Below are 15,347 nucleotides of genomic sequence, written 5' to 3' on the forward strand. Positions count from 1 at the left end.
TTTCTTGTTTGTGTTTATGTATTGGGGGGATCGGCCGCCAGGACCTTGCCCGGATTCATCAGGCCCTGTGGGTCCAGCGCCTGCTTGATGCGGTGCATCAGCGCCAGTTCCACCGCACCCTTGTAGCGTTGCAGGTCGTCGACGCGACGCTGGCCGATGCCTTGTTCGGCACTGATCGAGCCGCCCGCCGCGTGCACGCGGTCGTGCACCAGGCGCTGGATGTCGGCTTCCCGCGCGCCCGGCGGGGGCAGCAGGTTGTAGTGCAGGTTGCCGTCGCCCAGGTGGCCGAACACGCGCATCGCGACGCCCGGAAACGCTTGCGCCAAAGCCTGGTCCGTGGCCCGCACGAAATCGGGAATGCGCGAGGCGGCAAGCGAGATATCGTGTTTGACGCACGCATCGGCCTGCGCCAACGCCAGCGTGATGCTTTCGCGCAAGTGCCAGAAGGCGTCGCTCTGCGCCTGGGATACCGCCACGACGGCATCGAGCGCTTCGCCGGCCTCCAACGCCACCGCCAGCACGGTTTCAAGCAGCGTCTGCGCATGCTGTTCGTCTTCGCTGTCGGAGATTTCCAGCAGCGCGCACCAGGCTTTATCGTGCAGCGCCGGAAAAGGCAGGCGTTGCGCGGGAAACGCCCGCACCACGTCGTGCAGGCACGGCGCCGCCATGACTTCGAACGCGGTCAATGCGGCGCCAAAGCCCGCGCGGGCGCGTTGCAGCAGACGCAGCGCCGCGTGCAGGTCCGGCACGACGATCAGGGCGGTGCGCTGCGCCCGCGGCAACGGAAACAGCTTGAGCACCGCGGCAGTGATGACGCCCAGCGTGCCCTCGCTGCCGATATACAGGTCGCGCAAGTCGTAGCCGGTGTTGTCCTTGCGCAGTCCGCGCAGCCCATGCCAGATCTCGCCTTGCGGCGTGACGACTTCCAGCCCCAGCGCCAGTTCGCGCGCATTGCCGTAGCGCAGCACCTGCGTGCCGCCGGCGTTGGTGGCCAGGTTGCCGCCGATGGTGCAGCTACCCTCGGCCCCCAGTGACAGCGGGAACAGGCGGCCCACCTGCCGGGCGGCGTCCTGCACCGCCTGCAACACGCAGCCGGCTTCGACCGTGATGGTGTCGCCATCCAGGTCGACGGCGCGGATGCGATTCATGCGCACGAGCGACAGCACCACCGCGCCACCGTCCGCGCTCGGCGTGGCGGCGGCGACTTGGCCGGTATTACCGCCTTGGGGCACCACGGGCACGCCAGCGGCGGCGCACAGGCGCACCACGTGCGCCACCTCGTCGCAGGAACCTGGCCGCAGCACGGCCAGCGCGCGGCCGGTGACGGCCCGGCGCCAATCGGTCAGGTAGGGTTCGGCATCCGCGCCCGTCAAGACCTGGGCGGCGCCCAGGCAGGCGACCAGGTCGGCCAGCAACGCCGCATGGCTTGGCACGCCGGGCGCGGTCATGGCTGCCATTCCCGCACGGCCACCGGCGTGAGCAGCTTGCCGCTTTCCATGAAGGCCGCCACGTTGTCCAGCACCAACTGTGCCATGGCGGCGCGTGTTTCGCGGGTGGCGCTGCCCACGTGGGGCATCAGGGATACCTGATCGAGATCGGCGAATTCCGTGGCGGGCGTGGGTTCGCGTTCCAGCACGTCCAGGCCGGCGCCACCCAGTTCGCCCGCGCGCAATGCCGCCAACGCGGCTGCCTGGTCCACCACGCTGCCGCGCGCGATGTTGACCAGGATGCCCTGCGGGCCCAGCGCGCGAATGACGGCGGCGTCGACCAGATGGCGCGTGGCGGGGCCGCCGACGCAGGCGACCACCAGGAAATCCGCCCACTCGGCCAGATCGACCAGGCGAGCCTCGTAGCCGTATGGCGCCTGAGGCCGCGGCGTACGGTTGTGATAGCGCACGTCCATGTCGAACCCCGCCCCCCGCCGCGCGATGGCTTCGCCGATGCGGCCCAACCCCAGAATGCCGAGCCGCTTGCCGGATACCCGCGTGGTCACTGGAAACTGCCCCAGGGCGCGCCACTGGCCGCTCTTGACGTAGCGATCGCCCACGGCCGTGCGGCGGGCGGCGGACAAGAGCAGCGCCCAGGCCAGGTCGGCCACGCAGTCGTCCAGGACATCGGGCGTGACGCTGACGCCGATGCCGCGCCGCGCCGCCGCCTGCAAGTCCAGCGTGTCGTGGCCGACACCCCAGCTGCATACCGCCTGCAAGGCCGGCAGCGCGTCGAACATGGCCTGCGTGAAGCCGTGACGCACCGAGGTGACGGCCACGCGCAGATCACGCAGCTCGTCTCCGAATGCGGCCAGCCCTTGCGGTTCGCGCCAGGCGGGCAGGACCCGGTAGCGCGACGCCAGCTGCTGGTCGAATGCCGGCCCCAGCGATGCCACCTGGACGATGTCGTAGGCGGCAGTCACGCAGGCGCTCCGGCACGGGCGGGGATGTAGTTCGCGGCAGCGGCGGCTTCGGCGAACGACAGGCCGTCGCGAATGCCTTGTTCCACCCGCGCGTCGGTGTCCTGTGCGTGCTGCGCCGCGGCCAGCACCGCTTCCAGCTGCGCCCGCGGCACGACCACCAGGCCGGTGTCATCACCCACCACCAGGTCGCCCTCGGCCACCGTCACGCCGCCAATGGTGACGGGCTGGCCCATGGCTTGCAGGCGCAGCCGCGTCTTGCCCGTCAAGGGCGTGACATGGCGAGCCGCCAGCCACAAGCCGGTGGCTTCGATTTCGTCGACATCGCGGCAGGCGCCGTCGATCACCACGCCCGTGGCCTCGCGCCTGGATGCGGCCAGCGAGGCAATGCCGCCAAAGGTGGATATGCAGGCGCCGCCCGCGTCCACCATCAGCACGCGGCCGGGGCCGGTGGCGGCCACCAGGCGTCCCACCGCGAAATCGGCGCGGTCGAAGTCGCCCAGCCCGCCACTGACGTGGCGGGCCGTGACGGCAAAGCCGGCAATGCGGCCGTGCCCGCCGCGCCGCGGGATACCCTGCACCACCCCGGCGATGCCCAGGGTATCCATGGCGTCGGCCCAGGTGCTGGTGCCATAGGCGGCGCAACGCGCCAGCAAAGCGTGTTCGGTAGTGCTCATCTTGCGGGTCTCCTGTCGGGATGGCGCGGCGGCCATCTCGGAGTGAACGGGCGTTAATCGATCTGTGCGCCGGAAAGCTTGACGCCCTCGGCCCAGCGCTGCGCTTCGGCGTTGATGAAAGACTGGAACTGCTGCGGCGAACTGTTGTTCACCTCGCCGCCCATGTCCTGCAGCTTCTTGGTCATCTCGGGCGTGGCGACGATCTTGGCGACGTCGCGATAGATCTTCTCGCGCAGGTCCGCCGGCATGCTGGCGGGCGCGAACAGGCCGAACCAGGTCGCGGCTTCGAAGCCCTTCATGCCGGCTTCGTCCAGCGTGGGCACCTGGCCGATGGCCTCGACCCGCCGCGGATGCGCCAGCGCAATCGCGTGCAACTTGCCCGACTGGATGTACGGCAGCGCCGCCGACAGGGTCACGAACGCCATCTGCACCTGGCCGCCGATCAGGTCAGTCAGCATCGGCGCGTCGCCGCGATACGGCACGTGCACCAGCTTCATGCCCGTCTTGGCCTTGAACAGTTCGCCCGTCAGGTGCTGGGGCGTGCCATTGCCGGTGGACGCCATGCTCAGGCCCTGCGGCGCGGCCTTGCCGTAGGCGATGAGTTCGTCCAGGTTCTTTACCGGCAGCGACGGCGCGGTCACCAGTACCAGCGGAATCGTCGAGGTCAGCGTCAGCGGCGCGAAGTCCTTGAGCGGGTCGTAGTTCAGCTTCTTGTACAGGCTGGCGCTGATGGTGTGCGCCGCCGTCGTCATGTACAGCGTGTAGCCATCGCCGGGCGCACGGGCCACGGCTTCGGCGGCCACGGTGGTGCCCGCGCCCGGGCGGTTGTTGACGATGACCTGCTGCCCCCAGGCCGCGGGCAGCTTCTCGGCGATCAGCCGCGCGATCACGTCGGTGGCGCCGCCCGGCGGATACGGCACCACCAGCGTCACCGGCTTGTCGGGAAAGCCCGCGGCCGATGCCACGGCGCTGCCTAATGCCAGCCCCAACGCCAGTCCCAGGGCCCGCAGCGCCCCGCCCATGCTTTTCAGCTTTCTCATTGCCTTGTCTCCTTGTGGTGTGCCTGATCGGCACTTTTTTTAAGTGCCCGCGCTCTATGGCGCGGTGCACGGGACTGCACGGGCGCGGCTGGCTCGTAACGTCAGCCGTCGCCTTGCTGCTCGCGCCAGGCCAGAAGGCGCGCCACGCCCTCGGCCATGCCGACCTTGGGCTGCCAGCCAATGTGCTGGCCCGCCAGGTCGTGCGGAATATGAAACGCGCCGCCCGAGGTCAGGCGCACGGTGCCCGGGGGGTCGGGCTTGATCTCGGGCTGCAGGTCGCTCTTGCAGTAGTCGAGCACCAAGCGCACCAGCTCACCCGTGGTGATGGGCGCGGGGCCGGACACGTTCACGGCCACGTCGGTGGCCGCGCTCTGGAACGCCGCGACGTTGGCGCGCGCCACGTCCGAAACGTGCACGAAATGCTTGGTGTCGGTGCCGTCGCCCGGCAGCACGGGGCGTTCGCCCTTGCGCACGCGGTCGTAGGTTTCCATGATGTACAGCGAATTGGCGGCGCGGTAGTGCTGCCGTTCGCCGTACACGGTGGAATAGCGCAGCACCACGTAGTCCAGGCCGGCCTTCTGGTAGTACTGGCGGCACAGCTGTTCGCCCATGATCTTGGACGCGCCGTACAGGATGGCGGCGGGCGGCGCCCCCACGGAATGGAAGGGCCCGTTTTCCACCAGCGCGCCCGCGATACCCGTGCCGTAGCCATACACGGCATTGGACGAGGCGAAGACGATTTTCCTGACCTTGTTCACGCGGCAGGCTTCCAGCATGTTCTGCGCGCCGCGCACGTTCACGTCGACCGCCTGCCACGGCGTCTGCGCAAAACCCAGCGTCATGTAGGCGGCCAGGTGCAGCACGCCGTCCACGCCTTCGGTGGCGGCCAGCAGGTCGGGCAGGCGCATCAGGTCGCCGCGCACCACTTTCACGCGCGGGTTGTCCTGCAGGTGGGCGATGGCTTCGGGCGTGCCGAAGGCGAAGTTGTCCAGCAGGATCACCTCGCGCACACCGGCGGCCAGCAGCGCGTCGGCGGTGTGCGAGCCCACCAGGCTGGCGGCGCCAGCGATCAGGATGCGGGAATCGGCCAGCGTCAGGGCCGCATTTTTCTTTTCAGTCGTCATGGTGTTCAGAGTCCCATCGGTTTGTCGTGCATGCCCCAGTACAGGCTCTTGACCTGGCTGTACAGGCGCAGGCCGTGCAGGCCTTTTTCGCGGCCGATGCCGCTGGCCTTGAAGCCGCCGAACGGCGTGGCAATGTGCGATTGCTTGTAGGTGTTGATCCAGACCGAGCCCGCTTCGATGTCGCGGGCCACGCGCCAGGCGCGGGCGTAGTCGCCCGTCCACATGCCGGCGCCCAGGCCGAAGGGGATGTCGTTGGCCTGGCGGATCACGTCGTCTTCGTCGTCGAAGGGCAGCGCCACCAGCACCGGGCCGAAGATCTCTTCCTGGCACACGCGCGCGTGGTTGCCCAGGCCGTCGATGATGGTGGGCAGGTAGAACCAGCCGTTGGCCAGCGCGGCCTGCGACGGGGCGGCGCCGCCCACCAGCACCCGGCCGCCTTCCGCGCGGCCGATATCCACGTAACCCGCGACCTTGTCGCGATGGGCGCGCGACACCAGCGGGCCCATCTGCGTGGCGGGGTCGTCCGGCAGGCCGACGCGCACCTGCTGCGTGCGCGTCACGAGTTCGTCCATGAAACGCTTGTAGAGGGATTTCTGCACGAACAGGCGCGAGCCGGCCACGCAGCTCTGGCCGGCCGAACCGAAGATGCCCGAGATCACGCCCGCCACCGCGCGGTCCAGGTCGGCGTCGTCGAACACGATGTGGGGCGACTTGCCGCCCAGTTCCAGGCCCACCGGAATCAGGCGCTGGCCCGCGATGCCGCCGATGATGCGGCCGGTCTCGGTGCCGCCGGTGAACGACACCATGCGTACGCCGGGATGCTTGACCAGCGCCGCGCCCACGTCTTCGCCATGGCCGGGCAGCACCGTCAACAACCCTTCGGGCAGGCCGGCTTCACTGCACAACCGCGCCAGTTCCAGCGCCAGCTGCGGCGTTTCCTCGGAGGGCTTGAGCAGCACGGCATTGCCGGCAGCCAGTGCCGGGGCGGCCTTCTGGGCTTCGTTCATGATGGGCGAATTCCACGGTGTGATCGCCGCGATGACGCCGAACGGTTCAGCCAGGGCCATCGAGAAATATTCGCCGCGCGGCGAGGTCATCTCGTTCTGCCAGGTCTCGCACACGGCGGCGTAATAGCGGAAATGCCCCGCCGCGCTGTCGACCATGTTCAGGCATTCTTTCCAGGGCTTGCCACTGTCTTGCATCTGCAAGCGCGCCAGCGGCTCGCGCTCGGCGGACAGGCGCCGCCCGATCTCATACAGGGTGGTGGCGCGCTGGTCGGGACGCAGCTTGCGCCAGGGCTTGTTCTGGAACGCGTCCCAGGCAATGGCGACGGCGGCGTCCACGTCCTGCGCCGTGGCGCGCGTGACGATGCCGGCAATGCTGCCGTCGGCCGGATTGATGGAGGTGATGACGGCGTCGCCGTCTTGGCTGTGGCGCCAGTTGGCGCCCAAGCGGAAGGGCTTGTGGCTCGATGCGTCCATAACGTCTTGGGTCCGGGAGTTCTTCGGTAGGCGTCATCATCGGCCGGTCGATTATTAGACACAAATAGATATTTTTCTAATATTCTTAGTCTATGGCTATGAATATCAAATACCGGCCGCTCAAGGCCTTTCTGCTGGCGGTGGACACCGGTTCATTCACGCACGCGGCCAATCAGCTGGGCGTCACGCAGCCGTCGTTCACGGCCCTGATCCAGGACCTGGAAGAAGTGCTGGGCCTGCGCCTGTTCGAACGCACCACGCGCAGCATCAGCCTGACTTCCGCGGGCCAGGACTTCTATGCCCGGGTGCAACGGCCCATCGCCGACCTGGAAGAGGCCTACCGCAGCCTGGCGGACCTGGCGGCCGTGCGGCGCGGCAGCGTTGCGCTGGGCGCCCTGCCGTCAACCGCCCTGGCCTTGCTGCCCGCGGCCGTGGGCACGCTGAGCCGGGCGCATCCGGCCTTGAAAATACGGGTCGTGGAAGCGCACAACGATGAGTTGATGGCCATGCTGCGCACCAACCAGATCGAGTTCGCGGTGGGCGCGCTGGCCGAGCCGGTGTCCGACCTGTCTTTCACGCCGATGGCCGAAGACTGCTTCTGCGCCATCTTTCCCGCTGGCCATCCGCTGGGGGATGCGCCGGGGATGCTGCATTGGCGCGACGTGCTGCGCTATGACCTGGTGTTGCTGTCGCAGGGTTCGAACGCGCGGCAGCAATTCGACCGCGCGGTGCGTGATGAAGTCGGTGCGCCGGTCACCGCGCTGCGCTACGACGTGACCAACATGGGCACCGCGGCCAGCATGGTGCGCCAGGGCCTGGGCGTGAGCGTACTGCCGCGCCTGGCGTTACCGGAATTGAATCTGGCGGGGCTGCGTGCCGCCCCGCTGTGCGATGCGTCGGCGCGCCGCTACATTGGCCTGCTGCACCGGCGCGATCGCTCGTTGTCGCCCGCCGCTCAGGCGCTGGTCGCGGAATTGGAAATCGCCATGGAGAACATTGCACGGCAGCTGTTGCCGCTGCCGCCGCTGGCAGGGGCCGCCTGACCCTCACGCGGCCATCAGCCGCGCGCCACCTTCCAGCCCAGTTCCGCCGAGATATCGGCCGCCGCGCCCTGCACCACGGCGACCATTTCCTGCATGCGGTCCAGCGACATGTACGGCACCGTGCTGGACACGCTGATCGCGGCGACGATGCCGCTGGACGCGTCGCGCACCGGCGCGGCCACGCAGCGGATCGACGGCTCGTTGTCTTCCAGGTCGAACGCATAGCCGTGGGCGGCGTAGTCGCGCATGCGGTCGCGGAAGGCTTCCCAGGTCTGGCGGCCGCCGGGCGCGCGCGACGACACCGGCGCGCCCACGCGGTGCAGTGCCTTCCATTGCGGTTCGTCGGCATCCAGCAGCAGCGCCTTGCCCACGCCGGTAGCGGCCAGGGGCATGCGGTGGCCCACGCGCGACCGCATTTCCAGGCCTTTCTTGCCGGGAATCTTTTCCAGGTACAGCACTTCGTCGTTGTCGCGCACCGCCAGGTGGATGGTGTCGCCCGTCTGTGCGGCCAGGCTGTCCAGATAGGGGCGCGCCAGCGTCGCCATGGGAAAGGCTTCGCGCGCCTGGAAACCCAGTTCGATCAGCTTGGGGCCCAGCACGTAACCCACGCCCGCCAATGACCGCAGATAGCGTTCCTGCACCAGGCAGCTGGCCAGCCGGTGCGTGGTGCTGCGCGCCACGCCGATGCGGGCGCAGATTTCCTTCAGGTCGCGCGCGCCGCCCGCCACCGCCTGGATGACGGCCAGGCCGCGCATGAGCGTCTGCGTGCCGGCGGGGGCCGCGGCATCGGGATCGATCGGGGAAGAAGAGGCGGGGGACGGCAAGGCGGTCATGGATACGGCAGATTCAAGAGACGGGCGAAGCGGGATGGCTGCCCGGTATCTTGCCACAGGATAATTCCCTATATGTGGGATTAAATTCTATATTTTGAGATTTTTCAAGCGCTGATCTAGAATTTTTCGCACTGCCCGCCCGGCGCGCCAAGACGCCGCCACGGGCTCGACGACAACAAGGCCGACGCGCGCCGCTCCGCACCCCACACGCGGACCGCGCCACGCGGCGGCCCGAGACGAGACAGACACCTGATGACTTCCGGATCGCCTGCCCGCGCGGCGCTGATAGCGCTGGACTGGGGCACCTCTTCGTTGCGCGCCTATCGCCTGGACGGCGCCGGCCGCACGCTGGATACCCGCCACCTGCCCTGGGGCATCATGCGTCTGCCCCAGCCGCTGCAGGATGGCGCGGCCACCGCCAGCACCCAGTCGGGTTTCGAACTGGCTTTCGAGCAGGCCTGCGGCGACTGGCTTCGTGCCGAGCCGGCGCTGCCCGTGATTGCCTGCGGCATGGTCGGCAGCGCGCAAGGCTGGCAGGAAGCCGCCTACCTGGACGTGCCGGTCGACCTGCCGCGCATCGGCACGCTGCTGACCCGCATCGACCGCGCGGACGCGACGCCGGTGCATATCGTGCCGGGCCTGATCCAGCGCCACGGCCTGCCCAATGTGATGCGCGGCGAAGAGACCCAGGTGTTCGGCGTACTGTTCGACCAGGCCGGCAGCGGCGCGGACGATGTGCTGATCGGCCTGCCCGGCACGCATTCGAAATGGGTCACCGCGCGCCGCGGCCGCGCCACCCACTTCGATACCTTCATGACCGGCGAGGTCTACGCCGCGCTGCGCGGCCACACCATCCTGGGCCGCACCATGACCGAAGCCCCCGCGCCCGACATGGCTGCCTTCGAGCGCGGCGTCAAAGTGGCGGGCGCCCCCGCCGGCCGCGCCGGTGTGCTGTCGACGATTTTCAGCACGCGTGCGCTGGGGCTGACCGGCGAACTGGCCGGCGCTTCGCAAGCCGATTACCTGTCGGGTCTGTTGATCGGCCACGAAGTCGCGGCCCTGGCCGAGATGCTGCGCCAGCAAGGCGACCTGCCGCGCATCGTGCTGTGCGGCGACGACGCGCTGTGCCAGCGCTACATCCTGGCGCTGCGCCACTACGGCCTGGGCACACCCGAACAAGCCCGCAACGCCACCGAACGCGGCCTGTGGCACCTGGCGGTCTGCGCCGGGTTGGTGCCCGCCGCCCAAGCGGCCCCCCCGACATCGCCTGCATCGAACAAGGAAACGCCATGATCCATTCCGGACTGCAAACCGCCATGGGCCACTGCGGCCTGATCGCCATCCTGCGCGGTATCACGCCAGCCGAGGCCGTGCCCGTCGCCCGTGAACTCTACGCCGCGGGCTTTCGTCTGATCGAAGTGCCGCTGAATTCGCCCGAGCCGCTGGCCAGCATCCGCGCCATGCGCGACGCGCTGTCGGCCGATTGCCTGGTCGGCGCCGGCACGGTGCTCGACCCCAACGACGTGGCCCGCATCAAGGACGCGGGCGGCGAGATCATCGTGATGCCGCACAGCGACCCGGCCGTGATCCGTGCGGCCAAGGCCGCTGGCCTCGCGTCCTGCCCCGGCGTGGCCACGCCCACCGAAGCCTTTGCCGCGCTGGCCGCCGGCGCCGACGTGTTGAAGATGTTCCCCGCCGAACAGCTCGGCCCCGTCGTGCTCAAGGCCTGGCGCGCCGTGATGCGCCCGCCGATCGCGCTGGTGCCGGTCGGCGGCATCACGCCCGACAACCTTTCCACTTACGCCCAGGCGGGCGCCAGCGGCTTCGGCCTGGGCTCCGCCTTGTACAAACCCGGCCTGTCGGCCACCGAAGTCGGCCAGAACGCGCGCGCCTTCATCGCGGCCTGGCAACGCGCCTATCCCGCCCAGGAGACCCAAGCATGAAGATCACCAAGCTCACCACCTACATCGTGCCGCCGCGGTGGTGCTTCCTGAAGATTGAAACCGACGCCGGCATCGTCGGCTGGGGCGAGCCCGTCGTCGAAGGCCGCGCCCACTCGGTGGCCGCCGCCGTCGAAGAACTGTCCGACTACCTGATCGGCAAAGACCCGCGCAATATCGAAGACCACTGGACGGTGCTGTACCGCGGCGGCTTCTACCGCGGCGGGGCCATCCACATGAGCGCGCTGGCTGGCATTGACCAGGCGCTGTGGGACATCAAGGGCAAGCATCTGGGCGTGCCGGTGTCGCAGCTGTTGGGCGGCAACGTGCGCGACCGCATCCGCGTGTACTCGTGGATCGGCGGCGACCGGCCGGCCGATACCGCCGCGGCCGCCAAGAGCGCCGTCGAACGCGGCTTCACCGCCGTGAAGATGAACGGCACCGAAGAGCTGCAGTACATCGATTCGTTCGACAAGGTCGAGAAGTGCCTGGAGAACGTGGCCGCCGTGCGCGACGCGGTAGGCCCCAACGTGGGCATCGGCGTGGACTTCCATGGCCGCGTGCACAAGCCCATGGCCAAGGTGCTGATGAAAGAACTGGACCCATTCAAGCTGATGTTCATCGAAGAGCCGGTGCTGAGCGAGCACTACGAGGCCCTGAAGGAACTGGCGCCGCTGACGTCCACCCCCATTGCGCTGGGCGAGCGGCTGTTCTCGCGCTGGGACTTCAAGCGCGTGCTGTCCGAAGGCTACGTCGACATCATCCAGCCCGATCCGTCGCATGCCGGCGGCATCACCGAAACCCGCAAGATCGCGGCGATGGCCGAGGCCTATGACGTGGCGCTGGCGCTGCACTGCCCGCTGGGCCCGATCGCGCTGGCCACCTGCCTGCAGATCGACGCCGGCTGCTACAACGCGTTCATCCAGGAGCAAAGCCTGGGCATTCACTACAACGCCGCCAACGACCTGCTGGACTACGTCAGCAACCGCGAAGTCTTCGCCTATGAAGACGGCATGGTCGCGATTCCGCAAGGCCCGGGCCTGGGCATCGAGGTCAACGAGGAATACGTCAAGGAGCGCGCCGCCGTCGGCCACCGCTGGCGCAACCCCGTCTGGCGCCATGCCGACGGCAGCTTCGCCGAATGGTAAGCCGCCGACCCGCACGCCGATAAAAGAGAGAGGAGACCCCCTTGACCACTGCCACCCACCCGGGCCTGCAAAGCGCCCAGCGGCCCACGCGCAGCCGCTATCTCATCATGGTGATGCTGTTCATCACCGTCGTCATCAACTACCTGGACCGCAGCAACCTGTCCATCGCCGCCCCCGCCCTGAAGGACGAGTTCGGCCTGGACACGGTGCATGAAGGCCTGATCCTGTCGGCCTTCGGCTGGACCTACGCCGCCATGCAGATCCCCGGCGGCTGGCTGGTGGACCGCGTGTCGCCGCGCGTGCTGTACGCGGCCGCGCTGATCCTGTGGTCCGCGGCCACGTTCTTCATGGGCTTTGCGGGCAGCTTCGTGATCCTGTTCGTGCTGCGCCTGGCCGTGGGCGCGCTGGAAGCGCCGGCCTATCCGATCAACAACCGCGTCGTCACGACCTGGTTTCCGGAAAAGGAACGCGCCACCGCCATCGGCTTCTACACGTCCGGCCAGTTCGTCGGCCTGGCGTTCCTGACGCCGGTGCTGGCCTGGCTGCAGCACCACTACGGCTGGCACATGGTGTTTGTCAGCACCGGCCTCCTGGGCATCATCTGGGGCGTGCTGTGGTACCTGATCTATCGCGAACCGCGCCAGTTCAAGGGCGCCAACGCGGCCGAGATCGAACTCATCCAGAAAGGCGGCGGCGTGGTCGACCTGGACCGCAACGTCAAAGAGAAAGGGGCCCCCACGGCGCGCCCGCAAAGCGGGCTTCCTGCCCCCCAAGGGGGCGCGCTTCGCCTTGAGGCGGCCCGGCGGCGAAGCAAGGCCTCGTTCAACTGGAACGACCTGGGCCTGGTGATGACCAAACGCAAGCTGTGGGGCGTGTACCTGGGCCAGTTCTGCCTGACGTCCACGCTGTGGTTCTTCCTGACCTGGTTCCCCACCTACCTGGTGAAGTACCGCGGCATGGACTTCATCAAGTCGGGCTTCCTGGCGTCGGTGCCCTTCCTGGCGGCCTTCGTGGGCGTGCTGTGCTCGGGCGTGCTGTCCGACTTCCTGATCCGCCGCGGCGCCACCGTGGGCCTGGCGCGCAAGCTGCCCATCATTCTGGGCCTGTTGATTTCAACGTCGATGATCGGCGCCAACTTCACCGATTCCACGCCCTGGGTCATCTTCTTTCTGGCCGTGGCGTTCTTCGGCAACGGCCTGGCCTCGATCACGTGGTCGCTGGTATCGACGCTGGCGCCGGTGCGGCTGCTGGGCCTTACCGGCGGGGTGTTCAACTTCGTGGGCAACCTGTCGTCGATCTGCACGCCGATCGTGATCGGCTTCCTGGTGTCCAAAGACAGCTTCGCGCCGGCCATCGTGTACGTGTCGTCGCTGGCCTTGCTGGGCGCACTGTCGTACATCCTGCTGGTGGGCAAGGTCGAGCGGATCGACGCCTGATCGTTCATCTTGCCACCCTCAAGGGCGCCTGCAAAGGCGCCCTTTTTCATGCGCGGACGATTCGTGGGCGGCATTATTGTTATGATATAACATAACTAATTACGAAGGACACCCCGTGCTTGAAGCCATCGGCCTGACCAAACGCTACGGCGACCAGATCGCGTTGCATCCGCTGGACCTGCGTATCGAGCCGGGTGAAATCTATTGCCTGCTGGGCGCCAACGGCGCCGGCAAGACCACCACCATCAACCTGTTCCTGAACTTCATCGCGCCCGACGGCGGCCAGGCCCTGATCAACGGCCTGGATGCGGCGCGCGAGCCGCTGGCCACCAAGCAGCACGTGGCCTACATCCCCGAGCAGGTGAACCTGTACGGCACGCTGACGGGCCTGGAAAACCTGCGCTACTTTGCCGCGCTGGCGCTGGGCGATGCCCCGCCGCGCGCCCGCCTGCTGGAACTGATGGCCGACGTGGGGCTGGAAGCGGCGGCGGCCGACAAGCGCGTGGCCGCGTATTCCAAGGGCATGCGGCAAAAGGTCTGGATCGCGGTGGCCATGGCCAAGAACGCGCGCGCCCTGCTGCTGGACGAACCGACCTCCGGCCTGGACCCCTCGGCGGCGGCAGAATTCACGCGGCTCCTGCAACGCGCCAGCGAACGCGGCGTGGCCATCCTGAACACCACCCACGATCTGTTCCACGCCCGCCAGACCGCCACCCGGGTCGGCATCATGAAGCGCGGCCGGCTGGTCGACAGCCTGGACAGCCGGCAGATCAGCGACACCGACCTGCAAGCCCTGTACCTGGCGCACATGAAGGCCGACGCATGATCCTGCTCATCGCCTTCAAGGACCTGCGCGAACGGTTGCGCGACGGCCGCCTTTACTGGGCCGGCGGCATCGTGGCCGTGCTGCTCCTGACCGCGCTGGCGGTCGGCTACCTGCACCAGCAGGAAGCGCGCGCCGAGCAGGCCGCCGCCCAGAACGCCGACTACGGCGACTGGCTCAAGCAGGGCGCGCGCCATCCGCACGATGCCGCGCACCAGGGCATGCACGTCTTCAAGCCCGACACGGCCCTGGCGCTGCTGGACGCAGGCATCAACCCCTACATCGGCAGCACCGTGTGGCTGCAAGCGCACCGCCAGAGCGAAGTGAAATTCCGACCGGCGCAGGACGCCACCGGCCTGCAACGCTTTGGCGACCTGTCGGCCGCCTGGATCCTGCAAGCGCTGGGGCCGCTGCTGGTGATCGTGCTGGGCTTCAACGCGTTCTCGGGCGAACGCGAACAGGGCATCCTGCGCCAGACGCTGAGCCTGGGTGTCGCGCCCTGGCGTCTGCTGTGGGGCAAGGCCTGCGCGCTGGGCATGAGTCTGGCGCTGCTGCTCGTGCCCGCAGCCATCGCCGCAGGCCTGGCCGTGTGGTTGGCCGGCGGACGCGCCGACGCGCTATGGCGCCTTGTCGCGCTGGGCGCCGGCTATGCGCTGTACCTGGCCACCTTCGTCTTCATCACGCTGGGCGTGTCGGCGGCCGCGCGGTCATCGCGCGTAGCCATCACGGTGCTGCTGGCGCTATGGATCGCCAACACCGTGGTCGCCCCGCGCGTCATGGCCGAGCTCTCGCGCGGCGTGCATCCCAGCCCCACCCGGCTGGAATTCAACCAGGCCTTGCAGGACGACCTGAAAGCCACGTCCGACCGCGTGTGGATGCAGGCCTTCGGCACCACCGAACGCTGGAGCCGCGACGTGCCGCTGAATCAATGGGGCCTGGCACTCAAGCTGGACGACCAGTCCAGCTACGCCGTCTACGACCGCCACTTCGGCGGCCTGTGGGACACCTGGGAAAGGCAGCAGGCCGTGCAGGAATCCGCCGGCTGGCTGATGCCGCTATTGGCCATCCGCGCATTCTCGGCCGCGATGGCCGGCACCGACTTCGCGCACCATCGCGACTTCACCGTGGCCGCCGAACGCCAGCGCCGCGTGATCCAGGACATCGTCAGTGCCGACCTCGTCGCGCACGCCGACACGCTGGACCACCAGCACTTTTCATATCAGGCCAGCCCGTCGCTGTGGGCCCGCGTGCCGCCCTTCCAGTACCAGCCGCCCGCGGCCGGCTGGGCGCTGCACGAAGCCCGCCTGAGCCTCTTGATGCTGGCCGCGGCGCTGCTGCTGAGCCTGGCCTTTGCCTGGCGCGCCGTAGCCCGTCAGACCGCCCTGTAGGAGACCC

The 15,347-nt window shown here is 68.3% G+C and carries 14 protein-coding genes; 7 read left to right on the forward strand and 7 right to left on the reverse strand.

Translation table 11 applies throughout. The annotated features are described in order from the left end of the window. Window positions 1-14: 14 nt before the first annotated feature. The 6 genes from HV798_RS05250 to HV798_RS05275 all read right to left on the reverse strand — a co-directional run bounded on the left by HV798_RS05250 (window position 15) and on the right by HV798_RS05275 (window position 6,729). A complete protein-coding gene (locus HV798_RS05250; protein WP_175191772.1) occupies window positions 15-1,448 on the reverse strand; it encodes an FAD-binding oxidoreductase in 1,434 nt (477 codons plus the stop codon). Beyond that, on the reverse strand, window positions 1,445-2,410 hold the full coding sequence (locus tag HV798_RS05255; RefSeq protein ID WP_175191771.1) for a 2-hydroxyacid dehydrogenase: 966 nt from the start codon (window positions 2,408-2,410) through the stop codon (window positions 1,445-1,447). Before HV798_RS05255 ends, HV798_RS05250 begins: the two co-directional genes overlap by 4 nt. Next, window positions 2,407-3,084, reverse strand: a complete 678-nt coding sequence (locus HV798_RS05260; RefSeq protein ID WP_175191770.1) for an RraA family protein — start codon at window positions 3,082-3,084, stop codon at window positions 2,407-2,409. The genes HV798_RS05255 and HV798_RS05260 overlap by 4 nt, the downstream gene beginning before the upstream one ends. Window positions 3,085-3,137: 53 nt before the next feature. Further along, window positions 3,138-4,124 carry a tripartite tricarboxylate transporter substrate binding protein gene (locus HV798_RS05265; RefSeq protein WP_175191769.1) on the reverse strand — a complete coding sequence of 329 codons (987 nt, stop codon included), beginning with the start codon at window positions 4,122-4,124 and terminating at the stop codon, window positions 3,138-3,140. Between the two features lie 101 nt (window positions 4,125-4,225). Beyond that, window positions 4,226-5,248, reverse strand: coding sequence for an NAD-dependent epimerase/dehydratase family protein (locus HV798_RS05270; RefSeq protein WP_175191768.1), 1,023 nt, complete (start codon window positions 5,246-5,248; stop codon window positions 4,226-4,228). Window positions 5,249-5,253: 5 nt separating this feature from the next. Continuing rightward, window positions 5,254-6,729, reverse strand: coding sequence for an aldehyde dehydrogenase (locus tag HV798_RS05275; RefSeq protein ID WP_175191767.1), 1,476 nt, complete (start codon window positions 6,727-6,729; stop codon window positions 5,254-5,256). 98 nt (window positions 6,730-6,827) lie between these two features. Here HV798_RS05275 and HV798_RS05280 point away from each other — a divergent pair, with 98 nt between their 5' ends. Next, on the forward strand, window positions 6,828-7,772 hold the full coding sequence (locus HV798_RS05280; RefSeq protein WP_175191766.1) for a LysR family transcriptional regulator: 945 nt from the start codon (window positions 6,828-6,830) through the stop codon (window positions 7,770-7,772). 14 nt (window positions 7,773-7,786) lie between these two features. Here HV798_RS05280 and HV798_RS05285 read toward each other — a convergent pair whose 3' ends face one another. Further along, entirely contained in the window at window positions 7,787-8,605 is an 819-nt protein-coding gene (locus tag HV798_RS05285; protein ID WP_175191765.1) for an IclR family transcriptional regulator, read from the reverse strand. Window positions 8,606-8,857: 252 nt separating this feature from the next. Between HV798_RS05285 and HV798_RS05290 the strand changes: the two genes are divergently transcribed. From HV798_RS05290 to HV798_RS05315, 6 genes are all read left to right on the forward strand, one after another. Further along, entirely contained in the window at window positions 8,858-9,898 is a 1,041-nt protein-coding gene (locus tag HV798_RS05290; RefSeq protein ID WP_175191764.1) for a 2-dehydro-3-deoxygalactonokinase, read from the forward strand. Then, window positions 9,895-10,548: a 2-dehydro-3-deoxy-6-phosphogalactonate aldolase gene (locus HV798_RS05295; RefSeq protein WP_175191763.1), complete on the forward strand. Its 654-nt coding sequence runs from the start codon at window positions 9,895-9,897 to the stop codon at window positions 10,546-10,548. Before HV798_RS05290 ends, HV798_RS05295 begins: the two co-directional genes overlap by 4 nt. After that, complete coding sequence (gene dgoD / locus HV798_RS05300; protein WP_175191762.1) at window positions 10,545-11,693, forward strand: galactonate dehydratase; 1,149 nt, start codon at window positions 10,545-10,547, stop codon at window positions 11,691-11,693. Before HV798_RS05295 ends, dgoD begins: the two co-directional genes overlap by 4 nt. Window positions 11,694-11,734: 41 nt before the next feature. Further along, window positions 11,735-13,129, forward strand: coding sequence for an MFS transporter (locus HV798_RS05305; RefSeq protein ID WP_175191761.1), 1,395 nt, complete (start codon window positions 11,735-11,737; stop codon window positions 13,127-13,129). Between the two features lie 115 nt (window positions 13,130-13,244). Continuing rightward, window positions 13,245-13,955 (forward strand): ABC transporter ATP-binding protein, encoded by a 711-nt coding sequence (locus tag HV798_RS05310; RefSeq protein ID WP_175191760.1) that lies wholly within the window; start codon window positions 13,245-13,247, stop codon window positions 13,953-13,955. Continuing rightward, window positions 13,952-15,340 carry an ABC transporter permease subunit gene (locus HV798_RS05315; RefSeq protein ID WP_025138185.1) on the forward strand — a complete coding sequence of 463 codons (1,389 nt, stop codon included), beginning with the start codon at window positions 13,952-13,954 and terminating at the stop codon, window positions 15,338-15,340. The genes HV798_RS05310 and HV798_RS05315 overlap by 4 nt, the downstream gene beginning before the upstream one ends. Window positions 15,341-15,347 lie beyond the last annotated feature (7 nt).

The sequence above is a fragment of the Achromobacter deleyi genome (assembly GCF_902859705.1).
Classification (GTDB): Bacteria; Pseudomonadota; Gammaproteobacteria; order Burkholderiales; family Burkholderiaceae_B; genus Achromobacter; species Achromobacter deleyi.